Here is a 20,976-nt window from a genome sequence, read left to right on the forward strand (position 1 = left end):
ATTATATTGAAACCAATACGAACCATCCTTTTCTTAGGTTTTTTACTGTTTGCAAACTTCATCATTGCGCAAACAGCAACCGTTAGAGGAGTTATTTTAGACAAGAATAATAAGCCTATTGAAAATGTAAATGTTAGCAGTTCTGTTGATACTGGAACGCAAACGAATAAGAATGGTTTTTTCATGATCGCAATTCCTGCCGATGAAAAAATTACACTTACGTTTTCACACATAACACATAAAAATATCACCATTACACTTCAATTGAAAAATGGAGAAGAATACGAGTTTCATCCAGTAATGAGTGAAAGTGCTGAACAAATTGGTGTTGTGGTTTTAGATTCCCGTCGAAGAAAAGATGTGCAAGGAATTCAAACGGTTTCTGCGGAAACTGTCCGACTCATTCCAGGAGCAAATCCTGGTGTAGAAAACTTATTGATGTCACTTCCTGGAGTAAATAATAACAACGAGTTGAGTACGCAATATTCGGTTCGTGGTGGAAATTACGATGAAAACTTAGTCTATGTCAATGAAATTGAAGTATATCGCCCATTTCTAATTCGTTCAGGGCAACAAGAAGGATTGAGTTTTGTTAACTCTGATTTGGTTCAAAATGTAGATTTTTCTGCTGGTGGATTTCAAGCGAAGTATGGCGACAAGCTTTCTTCTGTATTAGATATTACCTATAAAAGACCGATTCGCTTTGGCGGAAGTGTTAATTTGAGTTTACTTGGCGGAAGTGCTTCTGTTGAAACCATTAGTAATGACAGTAAGTTTTCTACCGTTTCTGGAATTCGTTACCGAGATAATAGTTTGTTGGTAAATAGCAAGCAAACGGAAACCAATTTTAGACCACGATTTACAGATTTTCAAACGTATGTAACGTATAAATTTTCAGATAAGTTCGATTTGAATTTCTTAGGAAATGTTTCGTTCAATGATTATGATTACGAACCACTAACGCGTCAAACCAATTTCGGAACGCTTCAAGATCCAATTGCATTGTTAGTTTTTTATCAAGGACAAGAGCAAGATCGTTACCGAACGTATTTTGGAGCATTGAAAGCTAATTATTACCTAAATGATGATGTCACGTTAAAATTTATCGCGTCAGCATATCATACAACAGAACAAGAACACTTTGACATTTTAGCACAATACAGATTAGGAGAAGTGAATACAAATATTGGCGATCAAGATTTGGGAAGTGTTGAATTTAGTGAAGGAATTGGTTCGCAATTAAGTCATGGTAGAAATGATTTGGATGCGTTAATTTTTAATGTTGAACACAAAGGAAGTTATAAAATTAATGATGATGAAAACCAAGTTGATTGGGGAATTAAATATACACATGAAGATATTCGTGATCGTTTGATTGAATGGGAAGTAATTGATTCGGCAGGCTTTTCAATTCGTCCGCCTTTACCACAATTTTCAAACAATCAACCATATACGCCATATGAAGGTCCTATTGAACCTTTTCAAACTGTTCGCGCTCGAAATAATACACAAATTGATCGTGTTTCCGGATTTGCACAATGGAGCAAGCAATCCACACTTGGAGAACATGATGTTTGGACAAATATTGGTGTGCGTGCACACAGTTGGACCGTAAATGGTGATGGAATTGAGAGTAAAACGCAAGCCGTTTTTAGTCCGAGAGCGCAAATTGCCATCAAGCCAAATTGGAAAAAAGACATGTTGTTTCGTTTGTCTGGTGGATTTTACCATCAACCACCTTTTTACAGAGAATTACGTGGTGCTGATGGTGTTGTAAATCCGAATGTTAAAGCACAACAATCTATTCATATTGTTTTAGGAAACGATTATAGTTTTAAACTTTGGGATCGTCCATTTAAACTGACAACAGAAGCGTATTATAAAAGTCTTTCAGACGTAAATGCCTATACTATTGAAAACGTTCGTATTCGTTACCGAGCTGACAACGTTGCAGATGCTTATGCATATGGTTTGGATATGCGCTTAAATGGTGAATTTGTTCCTGGGACAGAAAGTTGGGTAAGTGTTGGATATTTGAAAACAGAAGAAAACATCAACAATCGTGGATATATTAGCAGACCAACTGATCAACGTTTGAAGTTTGCTGTATTGTTTCAAGATTATATGCGAAAGATTCCAAACTTAAAATTGTATTTAAATTTAACATATAATACAGGATTACCTGGCGGATCGCCAAGCTATTCTGATCCGTATGATTTTCAAAGTCAATTACCAGATTATAAACGTGCAGATGTAGGTTTTTCATATGTTTTGGTAGATAAAGACAGACAATTTGATAAAGGTTGGAAATCTGTATTTAAGGAATTGAATGTAGGTTTTGAGATTTTTAATGTATTTGATGTTCAAAACTCAATTACCAATACATGGGTTCGTGATGTGTATACAAAACGTCAGTTTGGAATTCCAAATTTCTTGACAGGTCGTGTGTTTAATGTAAAAATGGGAATGCGATTTTAATATTAGAAGTGAGTATTGAGTATGAAGATCTTAGATTTTTATCAATTCTCAGTATTAAAAACAAAACGTCACTTTGAGTGATTTTTGATAAAAAATTGTATCGAGAAGTACTTTCAGAATGAAAATTATAATGAAGAAGTTAGTTACTATTTTACTATTGTTATTTGTTGGCCTACAACAAAGCAATGCACAGAAAAAAATATATGTAAGTGATAAGTTTGAAGAGTTTTCAAAAGATCATAAAATTATTGCGATTCTTCCTTTTCAGACGACGCTGAATTTAAAAGCTGGTCAGAAAAAGTATAGTGAAGCGCAACTAGAAAAGTTTGAACAAGAAGAAGGTATTGCCGTTCAAGAAGCTTTGGAAAGTTATTTTTTGGATAGAAAACGAAAAAAGAAGCTTAAAATTAATTTACAAGATACTAATAACACCAATCGGATTTTGAAAAAAGCAGGAATTACCGATAAGAATATTGATATTTATACACCGCAAGAATTGTGCAACTTGTTACAAGTAGATGCTATTATTAGTGGTTCGTTAATGTCGCGTATATTACTTTCTAAAGAGGTTGACACGTCTTTTAACTTGATTACGTTCTTAAAAGGAAAATCTGATTACGGAAAAATTATCATTAAGTTAAGTGATAAGCATGCAGGTAAATTGTTGTGGCGTTATGAAAAAACCATCAATCGTAAATCTGGAAAAAATACGTATGCAATTATTGCTAAAATGATGCGAAAAGCGACTAGAAAGTTTCCGTATGAGGAAAAGAAATAGTTGTCTTCGACTCCGCTCAGACAACGTAAAATGCTGCTTTGCTCTCACAATACTACATTAGGTTTCTCTTAGACAACTTGTAACTTGACTCTAATTAGACAACTTTCAATTCGTATCTAATCAAATAATGTAAACGATTCAATTCATTTTAAATAAACCATATTTTAGAATGCAATAGATAGCTCTCACGCCATCTTTCCAGCCGATTTTTTTTCCTTCATCATACGGACGACTGTTATACGAAATGCCAACTTCGCGCAAACGTAGGTTTTTTATTCTTGAAATTTTTGCAGTGATTTCTGGTTCAAAACCAAAACGTTTTTCGGTAAGCTTGATCGATTGTATAATTTTTGTGTTGAATAATTTATAACAGGTTTCCATGTCTGTCAACTTCAAGTTTGAAAATAGATTGGATAGAAATGTTAAAAATTTATTCGCCACATGATGCCAAAAATACGACGTGCGTTTAGATTCTTTATCCGTAAAACGCGAACCGTATACTACATCTGCAACACCATCAATTACAGGTTTTAGAAGCAAATTGTATTCTTCTGGATTGTATTCTAAATCAGCATCTTGAATAATGAGATATTCGCCCGTAGCTAAAGAAATACCTGTTTGTATGGAAGCGCCTTTTCCTTTATTCTGCGAATGTTCATGATATTTTATGTCTAGCGACGGATTTTCTTCAATGAACTTCAATACTATTTTTTTAGAATCGTCTTGCGAACCATCATCAACGATTATAAATTCTTTTTCGATGTTATGTATTAATTTCGTTGCATGAATCTTATCTAAAATCAAACGTACTGTAGCAGCTTCATTGTAGACAGGGATTACTATAGAGAGTTTAGTTAGCTTCATTGATGATTTTTATTTTTACATTATTTTCATAGATGCTTTTCTCTATTATTTGACCATTTTTTGCTCTTTTTAGCACTTCTCCCTGTAGTTTTCCATTTTCCCAAACGCCTGAAAGTGATTCTCCATTTTTAAAGTGTACAATTCCTTTTCCATGTCGCAGATCGTTTTTCCAATAGCCTTCATATTTTTGACCATCTTCCCAAACGTAGGTTCCTAAACCGTTTCGTTTGCCATTTTCCCAAGTTCCTGAATAACCAAGTTCTGGTAAAAACTGCAGTAAGTACGTGTTAGGATTGTTTAGTTGTTTGATCATTTTAAATTTTTTAGGATACCTATCTATTACAGGAACTAAATATTTTTCCGTAGAAGAATATCCCAATTGTGCCACAACTACATAATCGACGTTTTTACTTTTTAAGTATTCAATTTGTGCTTCTCTGTTAGGTGTCTTTTGATAACTTGTTACATTCTTTTTTGAGAATAGATAAAATAAACCTTCTTTCCGCACGGAAGTTACCGAGTTTTCAGGTGTGTTTTTATTGACCCAATCGGCAAGTTCAAAGTAATTTTGATAGTTACCTGTATATACACCTTTTGCTTGTGCTTTCAGTTTACCAATTGATGCTTTTCCGTATATAAAACTCCATGAAGCTAAAATGCAAACAATCAAACTAGGAATCAATGATTTTTTATATTTTGGGAAAATTTTTAATCTGAAAGCGGAAAAAATTTCTATCATCCCAAAAATAAATAGAAATATAAGTAGTGGAATTAGTGGCACTAAAAAACGAGTTCCAAACCATACATATGGCCATGCAATTAACAATCCGAAAAATGCCAGCATATACAATGCAATAAGAGTTCTGAACTTTTTAAGCCTGAATATTCCAAATACAACAACGCCTATAATTAAGAAGCCTACTAGCCATTCTACGATTGAAGTTGATGCACCCGTGTATAAAACATCTTTTGAAGATAGAATGCTTGAAGGTAGTTCTTTTGTGATGTATCTTTCTATATTTATGAGTACTCTTTCGCAGATATCTATAAAATCTACACTTCCAAGTTCAGGCTTGTACGGATTTTTTAATAGTAATTGTGAAACGTATGTATTTCCAGTATAATTGCGACTTCGAAGTATCCACGGCAAGTATAATAATACAAAACCGCCAACTAATGTGTATACATAATGCCAACGTTTTTTAAAAAATAAGAATGCTCCCAAACTAACAACTAATGCCAACGCCACCGAACGAATGTAAAAGGAAAAAGACAGAAAGATGAGCAATAGAAAGAAACGCCAATTTTTAAAAACTGGTTTTGTGAAATCTATTTTTAAGAATAACCACAAACAGAGTAGTGAGAAAAACAAATAAGGAATTTCGCTCATCATAATAGTTGCATAGCCCAAAATATGATAGTTGAGCAATGTTACAAAGCAAACTGCAAATGCAATATGATGGTTTTCCGTAAGCCGTTTTATGATAAAAAATAATAGCAATATAGCGCCTAAAAGCAACACGCCATTGACTACTTTGATTGTTATAATATCATTTGGAAATACTTTTGTAACACCAGCTATTATTACAGGATAACCTGGCGGATAGTGGTAATGTGCTGATTTATCAAGATGTTGAATATTTGTATATCCTTCACCATTTGCAATAGCATTTCCCAAAATGTAGTAGCTTGCATTATCACCACCCAAACTTACTTTTTCATCAAAAATGGTATTGTAAATTGCAAAAAAGGCAACGATCAAAAGTAGAATATATATAATTCTAATACGCCTTGGGTTTGATGTAATAGATGTGATCATTGTGGTTTTAGAGTTTCAAAAGCTACTTGCTGCATCGTTTTTCAATATAAAGATATTTTAAAGATTATTGCACAATGCATAGAATATAAAAAAAGCGAGTTCGTATGTTGAACTCGCTTTACAGCTGTTAATTTTCAATTTTTAAATAGTTCAATTATATTACGAATTTGCATACTCGTGTAATACTTGAATTAGATAATCAATTTCTTCTTTGGTGTTAAATTTTGAAAAAGAGAAGCGCAATGATGGTTTTTCTAAGTCTTCAGTACTTAAAATAGCGCGTAATACATGCGAACCTTTGCTACTTCCTGATTGGCAAGCACTTCCTCTTGAACATGCAATTCCTTTTAAATCCATATGAAACAATAACATCAACGCTTTTTGCTGATCAAATGGCAAGCATACATTTACTAATGTATAAGTGCTTTTTGTATTTTTATGACAGTTTCCGTTAAATTTTACTTCTGGCAATACTTTTTTAAGTGCGTCCATGAAGTAGTTTTTTAAACCTTCAACATATGTTTTTTCTTCTTCTAAGTTGTCATAGGCTAGCTTGAACGCTTCTTCCAATCCAACAACATTGTGTACAGCTTCAGTTCCTGCGCGGAATCCACGTTCTTGCGATCCGCCAAAAATTAAAGGTTTTAAACCTGAATCTTTTCTAATAAATGCAAAACCAATTCCTTTGGGTCCATGAAATTTATGTGCTGCCGCCGCTAAGAAATCAACAGGTGTTTTTTGTACATCCCATTCAAAATGTCCAATAGACTGAACCGAATCTGAATGAAATAACGCACCGTATTCTTTGCACAATGCACCAACTTTATCTGCATCTAATATGTTTCCAATTTCATTATTCACATGCATTAAACTTACCAACTTTTTAGAGTTGTCAGCTTTTAACAGTGCTTCCAAATCGTCATAATCTGGTGTTCCACACGGTTGTAATTTTACATATGTTACTTTAATATCACTTTCCACTCGTAACTGTTCAACTGTATGCAAAACGGCATGATGCTCAATTGGAGATGTTATAATTGTTGTGACACCTAAATCGCGAACAGAACAACGCAATGCCATGTTATCTGCTTCCGTTCCGCCAGAAGTAAAGATAATTTCTTGAGGAGAAGCATTTAAATATCTAGCAATGGTTTTTCGTGCAGTTTCAATAAGTGTTTTTGAAGAGCGACCGTAACTATGTGTAGAAGATGGATTTCCGTAATTCTCTTCTAAGGCTATCTTAATGCGATCTACAACTTCAGCTCTTATTTGTGTTGTAGCTGCACTATCAAAATATACATTCTTCATTCGTAGTGTTTATAAATAGGGTTGGTTGAAATAAAGATGAGCAAAAATAGTTTAAATAAAATTATTTACAATAAGTTTCGTTATAAATAGAGTTTTCTTATACTTTTGCCTTTATATTTATACGAATTTCTTAATTATACATTTCATGAAAAAATTATGGTTCCTTTTTATCCTTGTGTTTACATTTGGTTGTGATGATGGAGATTTACCATTGGAAGAAATTGACTTTACAAGCACATCTACTGTGGCTGCATGTGATGAAGTTGCTGGATTAACACTGCTTTTTAAAATTGACAGTGCAAATGCTTTAATATTAGAAATTCCAAGCACATTAATTGTAAACATAGTTACAGAAGATGAAGTTCCAAGAGAAGCAAATTTGACAAATTCAAGTGTAAATGCTTATTATAGAGGATTTAACACAACTATAACAAGTGCTTATTTTTGTAGCGAATTGCCGCCTTCGGATATTCAAGTGAATTTAGAGTACACAGCTAGTAATGGTATTATAAATGTAGTGACAACTGAAATATTTGACACCACTGATCCAACGTTAGTGATAAGCTATAGACACGAAATTACGTTTGAGAATATTGTGTTTTCAAATGATGCTGGAAATAGTGTTACACATGATTTTTTTGATTATGGTTTTATTATTACTCCTGCAGAATAACTATTTGTATTCAATCAAGGTTTATTAAAGCTTTAATGTTCAAGGTTCAAGGTTAATTAACTCCTCTAGATGCAAACCTAGAAACTTCTAAACTTTTAGATCATTTCGGATTTTGATAAATGTACACTTCGGTTGCGCCTAATCCGTATTTTTGATAATTGGCATCATAATATTTTACATTATCGTACCGTCTGAATAGATATGCTAATTCTTCTTTTAGCACGCCAGCACCAACTCCATGAATAAAAACTACTTTAGGAATTCGTTTTCGAATGGCAAAATCTAGTTGACGTTTTGCCGTATCTATTTGTAATTCGAGCATATCATAATTGCTCATTCCTTTATCTGATTTTGTCAATTGATGAATGTGTAAATCAACTTCCAAAGCCCTTTCACTTCGTTCTTTCCTTGATTTTTCTAAAATACGTTTCGGTCTTTTTGGTGCTTCTTTCTCTTTGATAGCACTGTGAATTTTTTGGTATGATAAATCGCGGGCAATTTCATCTGTATTTATTTTTACCAACTCGGACGCTTCAAACATAATTGGAAAACCTTCACTTGTTTCCACCAAAATTTCATTTCCATTGATGGATTGAATGATTCCACTAATGACATCGTCAATTGTCTCTACCTTATCGCCTACCTTAAAATTCATGACTATTTAGTATTTATTCCTCTTCTTCTTGCTGTTCGTATTTTTCTCTGTTAAAATATTCTTCGCTATCGTATTTTTTTGGTTTGTTAGATAGTTGCATCGAAGTTACTTTGTACAATCCAAACATCATCGCTACCAACGCTATAATTGTTACTATAATTTGTGCTTCTCCCTGAATATCATCTCTAAAAAGTAACATTCCTGCTCCGACAAAAACAAGAAAAAAATAAATTGTCGTTTTGTATTTAAACTTCACTTTATACAATTTTAGACTTCAAAAATAATATTTTCTTTTCAAGCAACGCACTCATTCTAAGAAGATGCATTAAATACCGTTGATTTTTTATCTTTTTCAATAAAAAAAATTCGTAAATAGGTTTTAATAGAGTTCTACTGATTGAGTTTTATTAAAATAACTATTTTTTTTCGTAACGTTTTTTATAAACCGACTACTTATGATACAGTTGAATATAGACTAAAGTATTTTCTATATTTGCAAAAACGAATTATTGAAATGCACAGTGCGCTGATTTTTTTAGTACAGATTGAAGAGTATATGCTTCCGTGTATTTCCAAGAAATATTTAGGAATTGATTGTTTTGGTTGCGGAATTCAGCGTTCTTTGGCACTCATTTCACAAGGAGAATTTGTAGAAGCTTTTAAAATGTATCCAGCAATTTATACGCTTATTTTATTTTTTATCCTCGTTGGTATCAATATCTTTTATAAATTTAGAAATTCTCAAAAACTAGTAAATGTTTTAGGAATTGTTAACGTTCTCATTATCATCATTAGCTTTTTTGTCAAAAAATTATATTAAATTTAAATAATCAAACTACACACACATGAAAAAACAACTCAACCCAACATTAGTATATGTCTTATCTGTCATAGGTTTTCTTTGCTGTTGCATCAATGGTCTCGGATTTTTACTTTCTGGAGCGGCATATTTTGTAGCTGACAATAAAATTAAAGCAGCTACAGCAAATCCTGATGATTATGAAGGTAATATTAACAATATGAATACAGCTAAGATTGTTGCTTTGGTTGTTACAGTTATAAACCTTATCTATTTCCTATATTCAATTTACTATTTATCTACTGGTGGATGGCAAGAATCTCAAGAGCAATGGAGACAGATGATGGAACAAATGCAAAATCAATAAAAAGTCAAAATTTATATATACAAAAAGCGGATGTTTATGAAACATCCGCTTTTTTTTATGCTAATTTATACTGCTTAAATTCCTGCTGCGTTTGCTATAATGGCAAACACAAAAATTAAAGCGTAAAGTCCAATAACTGATAATACTGTAATTCCTATAAATTTATAATGCGATTTTAAACTCTTAAAAGCCGCTGTTAAATCTGACGTATTTTTTTCTGCCAAAGCAGCTTTCATTCTTCTTGAAAACCTGTATAAGTACATGACAGGAAAAAAATATAATATTGCCAATACAAAATACACTATTGAGACAAATTCTACAGACATTCCGCGCGCTCCAAAAGGATTCGTATTGCTATTTAATGCTGCATACATTACAATAAAAAATATAGCAATTAATAAAAATAAACCCGTAAGAATAAATCCTAGAATTGATAAAATGAAAGCCCATTTTGCCGTTTCACGTAGAAACTTTTTAGAGTTTTCGTTGAGTCGTAATTCGAAATTATCAAATACAGAATTATCTTGTTGTTTTAATGGCACTATTCAAATTCTTTTAGCGTTTTTACAATAATTGCCACACATTCTAGCAACTGTTCTTTTGTCATTACTAATGGCGGTGCAAAACGTATGATGTTTCCATGTGTTGGTTTTGCTAGCAATCCGTTATTTTTTAAGGCCATACAAATATTCCAAGCAGTATCACTTTCTTCATCGTCATTAATTACAATTGCGTTTAACAATCCTTTTCCTCTGACAAGGTTTACAATGGTACTAGTTTCAATATATTTGTCTAATTCACTTCTGAATAATTCTCCTAATTGGAACGCATTTTCTGCCAACGCTTCATCTTCTACAACTTCTAACGCTGCAATAGCAACTGCCGCAGCTACAGGATTTCCTCCAAAAGTTGATCCGTGATTTCCAGGACGAATTACATTCATAATAGGATCATCTGCCAATACCGCTGATACTGGATATGCGCCACCAGAAATTGCTTTTCCTAAGATTAAGATATCTGGTTTTACATCTGGTGTTCCGCTACAGTTTTTCTTTTCACAAGAACAGTTTCCACACGTTGCTAATAATCTTCCAGTACGTGCAATTCCTGTTTGTACCTCATCAGCAATAAATAATACGTTGTGTTTTTCGCACAATGCTTTCGCTTTCGCTAGATAATCCTCAGACGGAACATATACACCAGCTTCACCTTGAATTGGCTCTACCAAAAATCCGGCTACGTTTGAATTGTTGTTTAATGCTTCTTCTAATGCTACAAGATTATCGTATTCAATCTTAATGAATCCACTTGTGTACGGACCGAAATTTTTACGGGCTACCGGATCATTTGAAAATGAAATAATAGTCGTTGTTCTTCCGTGGAAATTGTTTTCGCAAACAATAATTTCTGCTTTGTTTTCCGCGATTCCTTTTTTCTCGTATGCCCATTTTCTACAGATTTTCAAAGCCGTTTCAACCGCTTCTGCTCCTGTGTTCATTGGTAATAGTTTATCGAAATTGAAATATTCCGATGCAAATTTTTCATAACGACCTAAGATGTCATTATAAAACGCACGAGACGTTAATGTCAATGTTTGTGCTTGAGACACCATTGCATTTACAATTTTTGGATGACAATGTCCTTGGTTTACTGCTGAGTATGCAGAAAGAAAGTCATAATACTTTTTACCTTCTACGTCCCAAACATACACGCCTTCACCTCTATTCAAAACCACCGGAAGTGGATGATAGTTGTGCGCTCCGTACTTGTCTTCTAATTCAATTGCTTGCTGAGATGTTAATTGTTGTTCTAAAACAGCCATTTTAATAAAGTTTTAAATGATATATAAATAACCATTCCTTCTCTACCTTTATCCTTTCGAGGAATCGAAAATTCAGCGTGGGAGAGAAATCATCCCTAGAGACTTGCAAAATACTAAAATAACGCCATTTTGGCATAATTTTTTTTCAATTAAAATTAAGAAACAATCAAAAACAAACTTGATTTTACACTAAATTATAGTTCATTACTTTCGTTTTCTTTGCTTTCCCAAAGAAAAGAAACAAAAGAAAGGGAATTTTTCTAGAGGCATTTCTAGTTTTTTCTCTGAAAAACTAGAACCATAAGTGTTTTACTAATTTTCTTCCAAGGCTTCAAAAAATTTTAACGAAAAACACTTATTATACTGCAGAAAAAGAAAACTCGTACTTTGAATTTATCTGTTAAATTTACTCTTCTAATCGAATTAAAATCTATTCTGATATTTTAGACGATAAGGACGATACTTGGAGTTCTAAACGTTTCATTTCTCGTAAAATCGCACGTTTGTCCATTTGCATCCAAGCATATACTTTTATCATAGACATAAACATTGCACTAATTACAATACCCAATCCCCATTTTATAAGTTCGTTTGTCTCTGTTACGTTAAAAAACTGAATTAAGCAATAAATCATGAATCCGAATACGCCTAAATTGACAATATTCATAATGACAGCCAACCAGCCTAACTTTCCTTTAAAAATACTTCCGATAGATCCTAAAAGACCTTGCTCGTCCAATTCGTCATAAAACTTTGCTTCTTCTGCTGTTAATGTTTCTTTTATTAATATGTCAATGTTTTCTATATTTTTCATGTTTTCTATATTTTTATAATTGTTTTTAATTTTTCTCTGGCATGATACAATCTAGATTTTGCCGTGCCTTCGGATATTTGTATAATTTTTGCAACTTCCTTTAGTGAATATTCATGTACATAAAACAAACGAATTACTTGTTGTTGATGTATTGATAATTCGTTTATCGCTTTTAAAAGTTTTTGTTTTAATGGCGATAGATCTTCAGACGGAATATCCTGAATGGATTTTGTAATTTTATATTCACTTTTTTGTTGTAGTTGTTTCGAAACTGAGCGCGTCCAATCAATTGATTTTCGATGTACAATGCGCAATGCCCAACTTTTAAAGTATTCAGGATTTTGTAATGTGTGTACTTTATCAATGATGAGTTTCCAACTATCTTGCGCAATATCTTTTGCAATATCTGCATCTTTTACAATCCAATACGCATGATTACAAAATGTTTTGTGAAAACGTTGTACCAATAGTGCTATGGCTTTTTTATCGCCAGCTTTGTATTGCGTTACAAGTGTTCCATCTGATATGTTATTTTTTTTATGCATAAAAACTTCCGTCTATACTACAGACGTGAAAAAGTTGAGAAGGTTCATTTTTTTTGAAAAGATTTTGTTCTTTTTTAAAGGTACGGGAATAATTTTGGGTTTTGGTTGTTAAACACTAATCGTCATTTCGAGTGATTTTTGAAAAAAATTATACTTCGGTAAACTCAGCAGAGCTATCGAGAAATATTGTTAAAAGTGATTGCCTTTTTGGCTTCTACGAATTTCTCTTAGTTGCAAAAGTGAGTACTTGCTAAAAACGAACGTTAATGTTTGGAATGTAACTATTTCAATAATCATCCTGTTCAGGCGCCATTTTCACTTTAAGATTCGTTAATTTTTCAATATGTTGTTTGTACACATCGAATACATAACAAGTTCCTGAAAATACTTCTAATCGTGAATTATCAATTAAGTTCACTTCTAAATATGCACCTCCTGAACCTTTTGCTGGAAGTACATTATAAATCGTTAGATGTTCTATTTCATCTATATCAAAAACCTGACAATAGGACTGATCTGCAAATCCAATTTTAGCATCAATCCACAACATTGACAACGTTGTATCTAACTTTTTTGGTCTCCGTTTTACTCTTTTATTTCTTTTATAATCAGTTACTGCTTTTACTTCTTCATTGATGATTATAGTGGAACTAATTTCCATTATTGACTCATATTTTTCATCAATTAAAAGCTCAGGATATTCTCTTTTATTTTCTATATGGAATAACGTGTGGCCATCATCAAATTGAAAATCACTATCATATGTATACGTAAGAGAAATCAAGATGTCTTTTGCATTAAAGGAAAAGCTATTTTGATCTTTTCGTTCATATCCAAATAGTTGATTTTCTTCTGTAAAATCTTTTTGAAGTCTTTCTTTTAGTTGATAATAGCTTTTATCAGAATTCGTTTCATCACAACTATATGCAAAAAAACCAACTATAGGAACGTCTGTTCGTTTGTTATCAAAATATGAGCTGAAATTTTCAATAATAATATTCCCAATACGAACTGGATATTTAAATTTTAAAAGTTGTTGATTGTATGGAGATTTTTCAAAAAACACATTCGGATTCACTTTCAATTCATCATAAGTACTATCCCAATTGATAAAATCTTTTGCTGGAGCACATATTTCAAAACCTAGCTCGTAATCTTTATGTGTGTCTTCTATTGTTTTATAATTTGATGCATTAATTTTTCTCCAAATCCTTTTCTTAACAATAGATGAACGATGAACATTTTTAAAGAATAGCTTGTCATTGAAGTTGAATTGAGAAGATAAATTTTGATACACTTCTTTGAAACCACCATAGTTTGTCGGAATCTGATTTTGATGAGAATCGAAAAGAAGTAAGAACGATTTTTCATGTCTATTTACAATGATATACGCATATTGCAATGCATCGATGTTAACTTCACAAGTATACATTTGATTAGTTCCTACACAAATTATTTTAGTTCCCTCAATATGCACATTTCCTTTAGAAGTTTCTTCTGGAAAAGTGAATTTCTCCTTTCCTGTAAACGAAAATATTTTTTTTAAAAAATTCATCTATTATTTAGTTGTCATCAACTTTTAGGGAATGAAAAGATTTTTTTAAACTTGATACCACGCTTTTTATTTTCTTTAAAAGTATAATAAATCTAACAACTTCAAAATATAACTTTCCTCAATCACACCAAAATAAACAACTCAAACCCTAACCAACTCAACTACTCCACAAAACTTTTAGCATTTTTTTAAAGATTAGCCCCATAAATAATATATATATTTACCGCTATTGTTATTTTTGCCGCATGGGAAGAAAGAATCGTAAGAAAGTGTTTGAACAAGTTGAAGTGGTAGATACCGCTACAAAAGGGAAAACAGTCGCTAAAACTGAAGATGGAAATGTCATCTTTTTACCAAATGCCGTTCCCGGTGATGTGGTAGATATTCAAACATATAAAAAACGAAAAGCATTTTACGAAGGGAAAGCAATACACTTTCATTCGTATTCAGATAAACGTACCGAACCTGTTTGTGAACACTTTGGAACCTGTGGTGGTTGCAAATGGCAACATATGGGCTACGAACACCAATTGTTTTACAAGCAGAAAGAAGTGTTGAATAATTTAACCCGAATTGGAAAAGTTGAATTACCAGAATTGACACCAATTCTTGGAAGTCCCGAACAGTATTTCTACCGTAACAAAATGGAGTTTTCGTTTTCGGACAGTCGTTGGTTAACGCAAGAAGAAGTTGATTCTGATGAAGACTTAGGCGATAGAAACGCACTAGGTTTTCATATTCCAGGAATGTGGGATAAAATTTTAGATGTCAAAAAATGTCACTTACAAGCCGATCCTTCAAATGTAATTAGAAATGGAATTAAGGAATTTGCAACAAAAAATGATATTGCTTTCTTTAATACACGCCATCAAACTGGATTGTTGCGTACGTTAATGATCCGTACTTCTTCAATTGGAGAAGTAATGGTATTGATTCAGTTTTACCAAGAAGACAAAGAAAAGCGCGAATTGTTATTAAACTATGTTAAAGAAACGTTTCCACAGATTACTGCGTTATTATATGTAATTAACGGAAAAGGAAACGATACCATTTACGATCAGGAAGTGATTTGTTTTAACGGACGCGATCATATTTTTGAAGAAATGGAAGGTTTGAAATTTAAAATTAATGCCAAATCATTCTATCAAACAAACTCTGATCAAGCATACGAATTATATAAAATTACACGTGATTTTGCAGGCTTAGCAGGTGATGAATTGGTATACGACTTATATACAGGAACAGGAACAATTGCACAATTTGTAGCCAAAAAAGCTAAAAAAGTTGTTGGTGTTGAGTCGGTTCCAGAAGCAATTGAAGCCGCAAAAGAAAATGCAAAACTGAATAATATTACCAATACAGAATTCTTTGTTGGTGATATGAAAAAAGTGTTTAATGCTGAGTTTATTGCCGCACACGGAACACCAGACATTATCATTACCGATCCGCCACGTGACGGAATGCACGGCGATGTTGTACAACAAATTTTAAACATTGCACCCAAAAAAGTAGTGTATGTAAGTTGTAACAGCGCTACACAAGCACGCGATTTAGCTCTGATGGACGAAACATATAAAGTAACCAAAGTACAAGCTGTTGATATGTTTCCGCAAACACATCATATTGAAAATGTTGTACTTTTAGAAAAGAGAAATTAAAATACATATGAAGAAATTATCATACATAGGAATTATAGCACTTGTTATTACAACAACTGTACTTTCCTTTTCTTGTGAGAAAGATGATATTTGTGCAGAAGGAACACTCACAACACCAAGATTAGTCATTGAGTTTTTTGATGCAGAAATTAGCGATACTACAGGTGAAGATGTAGCTAAAAATGTGACCAATTTATTTGTAGAAGCGTTAAATCCTAATTTAGATCCCGATACGCAATCGACTATTCAAGATGATGCAGCTACTGTAAATACCATTTCTATTCCGTTACATACGCAGGAAAATAGTACGGTATATCGTTTTTTCTCAGAATATGAAACAGATAGCGACGGAAATATAACTGCAGGAAACTCAGACATTATTACGTTTAACTATGAAACTTCAGAAGTATTTCTTTCAAGAGCTTGTGGTTATGTAACAAATTATCGGTTAGATGATGCAGGAACTGGCGTCGTTGTTACAACTGATACCGACAACTGGATTGATCCAACTACGGGAATTGCCATTACACAATTTACTATTCAAGATGAAACTATAGCACATGTTAAAATATATCACTAGTATACTCGCATTCTTGGTATGTAGCATAAGCGTTGCGCAAGAAGACTCAGAAGAAATAACGGTTGTAAAAGAAGAAACCGCAGCAGTTGTAAAAGATACACTTTTGCCTGGTAAAGATAATTATGGATTGCGAATTGGATTAGATTTAAGCAAACCAATACGTATGTTATTAGAAAAAGACTATCAAGGTTTTGAAGTTGTCGGTGATTTTAGAATTTCTAAAAAGTTTTATCTCGCCGCCGAATTAGGAAACGAAACGAAAACCGTTGATGATGATCAACTCAACTTTACCACAGAAGGAAGTTACTTAAAAGTTGGATTCGACTTCAATGCGTATGAAAACTGGTTTGGAATGCAAAATTCAATCTTTGTAGGTTTACGTTACGGATACAGTACGCATAAACAAACATTAAATAGTTATCGAATTTATATTGATGATACACACTTAGAAAATCCAAATAATTTAGAATTTGCACCAGGCACCGAATTCTCTAGCTTAAATGCACATTGGATTGAAGCTGTTGCTGGAATTAAAGTAGAACTCTATACTAATATATACTTAGGGTTTAGCCTACGCTTAAATAGGCTCATAAGTACAAAAGAACCTGATAACTTTCAAAATCTGTTCATTCCAGGATTCAACAAAGTAACTACCGACAATAATGTTGGTGCTGGTTTCAATTATACGATAAGTTACTCAATTCCAATCTACAAAAAATCTAAAAAGAAGAAAGAAGAAGAGGAAGAAGTCGAATAAAAATCATTTCTATATTCATTGAAGGTATAAGTACATTTGTTTTTCAACTCTTATAATCGAAAAACATTAGATGCTTTTCACTAACTCATAAAAATATCTACCACAAGAAAGCTGTCAGAAATGACGGCTTTTTTATTATTAAAAATCCTTGTTTTTTAATGTGCTTAAAAACATTTTAGTCATATTTTTAGTATATTCATTCAATCTAAAAAATACTTTCAAGCAATGAACATCTGTAATCGATTCATAATCAACATTTTTTCCTTTCTCATATGCATTACTTTCTCATCACAAAGTAGCGCTCAAAATGTAAAAGACACACGTTTAATGACCAATCCTGCAATTAGTAAAAATAAAATTGCTTTTATTTACGCTGAAGATTTGTGGGTTGCTAACAGAGATGGCTCCAATCCAATTCGGTTAACAATTGATGAAGGAATTGAGTCAAATCCAGTGTTCTCCCCTGATGGATCTAAAATTGCATTTAGCGCAGAATATGATGGAAATATTGATGTGTTTATCATTGATGTAAATGGAGGCATTCCCAAACGATTAACATGGCATCCGTATACAGATACAGTAAGAAGCTTTGACGAAACAGGGGAAAATATTTTATTTGATTCCAGAAGAAATAGTTTTGCATACCAATACAGACAATTATACACCATTAGTATTAATGGCGGACCTGTTACAAAATTACCACTTCCTACTGCGCATAATGCGTCTTATTCTCCTGATGCAAAATATATAGCGTATACACCTTTTGGAGCTGCACATACACAATGGAAAAACTATCGTGGTGGACGACAAGGAAAAATTTGGATTTATGATGTAAAAACAAAGGATGTAGATGAAATTCCAAAACCAGCAACAGGAAGTAACGATACAAATCCGCAATGGATTGGTGGTGTTGTCTACTTTCGGTCGGATCGTAATGGAGAATTCAACATCTATTCATACAATAGAAAATCTAAAAAAGTAACCCAACATACATTTTATGAAGACTTTCCTGTATTGGCAATTTCAGCAGACAAAAACGATTTAATTTATGAACAAGCAGGATATTTACACACCTACAATCCTGCTCAAAGTAAAAAGACGAAACTCACCATCGGAATTGCAACTGATTTACTAGAATTACGACCGCGGTTTGTTTCGGGAGATCGATACATTCGCTCCGTTTCTATTTCTCCTTCTGGAAAAAGGTTAGTCATGGATTTTAGAGGAGAAATTGTAACTGTTCCTGTAAAAAAAGGAGATGTAACCAATAGTACGCAAACAACTGGCGTGCATGAAAAATACCCTAAATGGTCACCAAACGGAAAACATATTGCCTATTTTTCAGATGCTTCTGGAGAATATGAATTACATATAAAAAACATAAAAGATAACAGTGTAGAAAAAATTTCAATCCAAGGAAACGGTTTTTATGCACACATCAATTGGTCGCCTGACAATACAAAAATATGTTATACTGATAATAGTAAAAGTATATATATACTTGACATTGCTTCCAAAAAAAGCACCAAAATAGCTTCTGATGTTTTATACGGAATTGGAGCATTTAGAGACATATTTGGTTCTTGGTCACACGATTCAAAATGGATTACATATACACAAATTACAGAAACCTATTATCAAAAAGCATTTGTTTACTCAGTTGATCAAAACAAATCATTTGCAGTTTCTGATGGATTGTCTAACATCTCAGAAGTCGTTTTTGATCCAAGCGGAAAATATATATACTTAACAGCTTCTACAGATGCCGGACCTATTGTCAATTGGTTTGATCTTTCAAATCAAGATATGGAAGCTTCCAACACTATTTATCTAATCACATTGCAAAAAGATATCATTTCTCCATTAGCTAAAAAGAATGATATTGAAGTTATTGAAGAAGCCGAAAAAACCAAAACTGATTCAAAAAAAGATACCAAAAAGGACCTACGTATTGATTGGGAAGGTATTGAAAATAGAATCTTAGCACTTCCAATACAAGCTGGAAGTTATTCCAACTTGCAAATTGCTAAAGAAGGCGAACTGTATTACTTGTCAAGTACTCCAAATGCAAGTTTCTTTACACCAAAATCTATTTATAAATTTAGCTTAAAAGATCAAAAAGCTACAGAAGTTGCTCAAGCCAGTAGTTTCGAATTTTCCAGTAATGGAAAAAAAATGGTGTACTATAAAAATGGTGAGTATGGTGTAACTGCTATTGGATCGAAAACAGACAATACAGTAAACACTTCTTCAATTCAAGTTAAAATTGATCCTGTAAAAGAATGGGAAAACATTTTTGAAGAAGCTTGGCGCGTAAATCGTGATTACTTTTATGATCCTGGTATGCACGGAATTGATTGGAAAGGTATGAAACAAAAGTACAAACCATTTCTTGCACATGTTACCAATAGAAACGATTTGTATCGCATGATGGGATGGATGTTTAGCGAACTTGGTGTTGGACATCATCGTTTTTCAGACACAGGAGATCAACTAAATACTGCTCCATTTATACGTGGCGGTTTGCTTGGAGCCGATTATGAAGTTGCAAACAACAGGTATCGCTTTGCTAAAATATACGGAGGACTCAACTGGACTCCAGACTTGCGTTCGCCGCTAACAGAGCCAGGCGTAGATGTTTCCGTTGGAGATTATTTACTTTCTGTAAATGGTAAAAATGTAACAGCTACTCAAAACTTATATTCCTTTTTTGAAAATACTGCGGGTAAAATTGTTACGCTAGAAGTAAGCACAAAAGCAGATGGTACCAATCGTAGAATTGTAAAAGTAGTACCGCTTTTTAGTGAAATTGCACTTAGAAATAGAGCTTGGGTAGAAAATAATATCAAAAAAGTGGATGAAGCAACTAATGGACAAGTTGCATATATATACGTTCCAAATACTGCTGGACGTGGTCATGAATATTTTAAACGCTATTTTTATCCACAAACCAATAAAAAAGCGGTTATTATTGACGAACGTTTCAATGGTGGCGGATTATTAGCAGATTATTACTTAGATATTTTACAACGATCAAAAATGTCTGCTTGGAATTTCAGATACGGAAACGATTTACGCACACCAAGCGCTTCCATTGACGGACCAAAAGTAATGCTCGTAAATGAAGCTGCTGGTTCTGGAGGCGATTACCTTCCGTGGGCATTTAAAAGACTAAACATGGGAACCATTGTTGGAAAACGAACTTGGGGCGGACTTGTTGGTATTTTAGGCTATCCTGAATTTATTGATGGTGGTGCTGTTACAGCTCCGAATGTTGCTTTTTGGGATGAAAACGGATATACGGTAGAAAATGAAGGTGTTGCACCAGATGTTGAAGTAGATCAATTGCCAAAATTAGTTATTCAAGGACGTGATCCACAATTGGAAAAAGCAATTGAAATAGCATTAAAACAATTAAAAGCGAACCCAAAAGTATATCCAAAACGACCAAAATATCCAATTAGAGCACGTAAAGAACAGAATAAGTTTTAAATCATAGATAGT

19 protein-coding genes are annotated in these 20,976 nt (G+C 33.0%); 9 read left to right on the forward strand and 10 right to left on the reverse strand.

The genetic code is table 11. The annotated features are described in order from the left end of the window. The first annotated feature begins 6 nt into the window (after window positions 1-6). A complete protein-coding gene (locus ACQ654_RS06960) occupies window positions 7-2,478 on the forward strand; it encodes a TonB-dependent receptor (RefSeq protein ID WP_430409602.1) in 2,472 nt (823 codons plus the stop codon). 130 nt (window positions 2,479-2,608) lie between these two features. Next, entirely contained in the window at window positions 2,609-3,256 is a 648-nt protein-coding gene (locus tag ACQ654_RS06965; RefSeq protein ID WP_430409603.1) for a hypothetical protein, read from the forward strand. A gap of 138 nt (window positions 3,257-3,394) precedes the next feature. Here ACQ654_RS06965 and ACQ654_RS06970 read toward each other — a convergent pair whose 3' ends face one another. The 3 genes from ACQ654_RS06970 to ACQ654_RS06980 form a co-directional block, all read right to left on the reverse strand. Then, window positions 3,395-4,120: a glycosyltransferase family 2 protein gene (locus tag ACQ654_RS06970; RefSeq protein ID WP_430409604.1), complete on the reverse strand. Its 726-nt coding sequence runs from the start codon at window positions 4,118-4,120 to the stop codon at window positions 3,395-3,397. Further along, complete coding sequence (locus ACQ654_RS06975) at window positions 4,107-5,939, reverse strand: glycosyltransferase family 39 protein (protein ID WP_430409605.1); 1,833 nt, start codon at window positions 5,937-5,939, stop codon at window positions 4,107-4,109. Before ACQ654_RS06975 ends, ACQ654_RS06970 begins: the two co-directional genes overlap by 14 nt. 159 nt (window positions 5,940-6,098) lie before the next feature. Continuing rightward, window positions 6,099-7,247, reverse strand: coding sequence for a cysteine desulfurase family protein (locus tag ACQ654_RS06980; protein WP_430409606.1), 1,149 nt, complete (start codon window positions 7,245-7,247; stop codon window positions 6,099-6,101). Between the two features lie 145 nt (window positions 7,248-7,392). Here ACQ654_RS06980 and ACQ654_RS06985 point away from each other — a divergent pair, with 145 nt between their 5' ends. Further along, complete coding sequence (locus ACQ654_RS06985) at window positions 7,393-7,920, forward strand: hypothetical protein (RefSeq protein ID WP_430409607.1); 528 nt, start codon at window positions 7,393-7,395, stop codon at window positions 7,918-7,920. Between the two features lie 100 nt (window positions 7,921-8,020). On the opposite strand, the gene ACQ654_RS06990 is transcribed toward ACQ654_RS06985, so the two are convergent. Both ACQ654_RS06990 and ACQ654_RS06995 read right to left on the reverse strand, forming a co-directional pair. Continuing rightward, the gene (locus tag ACQ654_RS06990; RefSeq protein ID WP_430409608.1) at window positions 8,021-8,575 is read right to left on the reverse strand and encodes a Smr/MutS family protein; all 555 of its coding nucleotides are present in this window, start codon (window positions 8,573-8,575) and stop codon (window positions 8,021-8,023) included. A 13-nt stretch (window positions 8,576-8,588) separates the two neighbouring features. Then, a complete protein-coding gene (locus tag ACQ654_RS06995) occupies window positions 8,589-8,831 on the reverse strand; it encodes a hypothetical protein (protein WP_430409610.1) in 243 nt (80 codons plus the stop codon). 237 nt (window positions 8,832-9,068) lie between these two features. On the opposite strand from ACQ654_RS06995, the gene ACQ654_RS07000 reads away from it, so the two are divergent. Together ACQ654_RS07000 and ACQ654_RS07005 are read left to right on the forward strand one after the other, a co-directional pair. Beyond that, window positions 9,069-9,395, forward strand: coding sequence for a DUF2752 domain-containing protein (locus ACQ654_RS07000; protein ID WP_430409611.1), 327 nt, complete (start codon window positions 9,069-9,071; stop codon window positions 9,393-9,395). Window positions 9,396-9,420: 25 nt separating this feature from the next. Continuing rightward, a complete protein-coding gene (locus ACQ654_RS07005; RefSeq protein WP_430409612.1) occupies window positions 9,421-9,741 on the forward strand; it encodes a CCC motif membrane protein in 321 nt (106 codons plus the stop codon). 74 nt (window positions 9,742-9,815) lie between these two features. On the opposite strand, the gene ACQ654_RS07010 is transcribed toward ACQ654_RS07005, so the two are convergent. The 5 genes from ACQ654_RS07010 to ACQ654_RS07030 form a co-directional block, all read right to left on the reverse strand. After that, complete coding sequence (locus ACQ654_RS07010; RefSeq protein WP_430409613.1) at window positions 9,816-10,283, reverse strand: hypothetical protein; 468 nt, start codon at window positions 10,281-10,283, stop codon at window positions 9,816-9,818. Beyond that, window positions 10,283-11,563, reverse strand: coding sequence for an ornithine--oxo-acid transaminase (rocD, locus tag ACQ654_RS07015; protein ID WP_430409614.1), 1,281 nt, complete (start codon window positions 11,561-11,563; stop codon window positions 10,283-10,285). The genes ACQ654_RS07010 and rocD overlap by 1 nt, the downstream gene beginning before the upstream one ends. Window positions 11,564-11,993: 430 nt before the next feature. Then, complete coding sequence (locus ACQ654_RS07020) at window positions 11,994-12,377, reverse strand: DUF6768 family protein (protein WP_430409615.1); 384 nt, start codon at window positions 12,375-12,377, stop codon at window positions 11,994-11,996. 5 nt (window positions 12,378-12,382) lie between these two features. Then, on the reverse strand, window positions 12,383-12,922 hold the full coding sequence (locus ACQ654_RS07025; RefSeq protein WP_430409616.1) for an RNA polymerase sigma factor: 540 nt from the start codon (window positions 12,920-12,922) through the stop codon (window positions 12,383-12,385). 286 nt (window positions 12,923-13,208) lie between these two features. After that, window positions 13,209-14,477 carry a hypothetical protein gene (locus ACQ654_RS07030; protein ID WP_430409617.1) on the reverse strand — a complete coding sequence of 423 codons (1,269 nt, stop codon included), beginning with the start codon at window positions 14,475-14,477 and terminating at the stop codon, window positions 13,209-13,211. 245 nt (window positions 14,478-14,722) lie between these two features. Between ACQ654_RS07030 and rlmD the strand changes: the two genes are divergently transcribed. The 4 genes from rlmD to ACQ654_RS07050 all read left to right on the forward strand — a co-directional run bounded on the left by rlmD (window position 14,723) and on the right by ACQ654_RS07050 (window position 20,964). Beyond that, entirely contained in the window at window positions 14,723-16,135 is a 1,413-nt protein-coding gene (gene rlmD / locus ACQ654_RS07035) for a 23S rRNA (uracil(1939)-C(5))-methyltransferase RlmD (protein ID WP_430409618.1), read from the forward strand. A 7-nt stretch (window positions 16,136-16,142) separates the two neighbouring features. Continuing rightward, on the forward strand, window positions 16,143-16,715 hold the full coding sequence (locus ACQ654_RS07040) for a DUF6452 family protein (RefSeq protein ID WP_430409619.1): 573 nt from the start codon (window positions 16,143-16,145) through the stop codon (window positions 16,713-16,715). Further along, entirely contained in the window at window positions 16,696-17,472 is a 777-nt protein-coding gene (locus ACQ654_RS07045; protein WP_430409620.1) for a DUF6048 family protein, read from the forward strand. Before ACQ654_RS07040 ends, ACQ654_RS07045 begins: the two co-directional genes overlap by 20 nt. A 225-nt stretch (window positions 17,473-17,697) precedes the next feature. After that, complete coding sequence (locus ACQ654_RS07050) at window positions 17,698-20,964, forward strand: S41 family peptidase (protein WP_430409621.1); 3,267 nt, start codon at window positions 17,698-17,700, stop codon at window positions 20,962-20,964. The last annotated feature ends 12 nt before the right edge of the window (window positions 20,965-20,976 follow it).

This window comes from Kordia sp. (assembly GCF_965283645.1).
Taxonomy (GTDB): Bacteria; Bacteroidota; Bacteroidia; order Flavobacteriales; family Flavobacteriaceae; genus Kordia.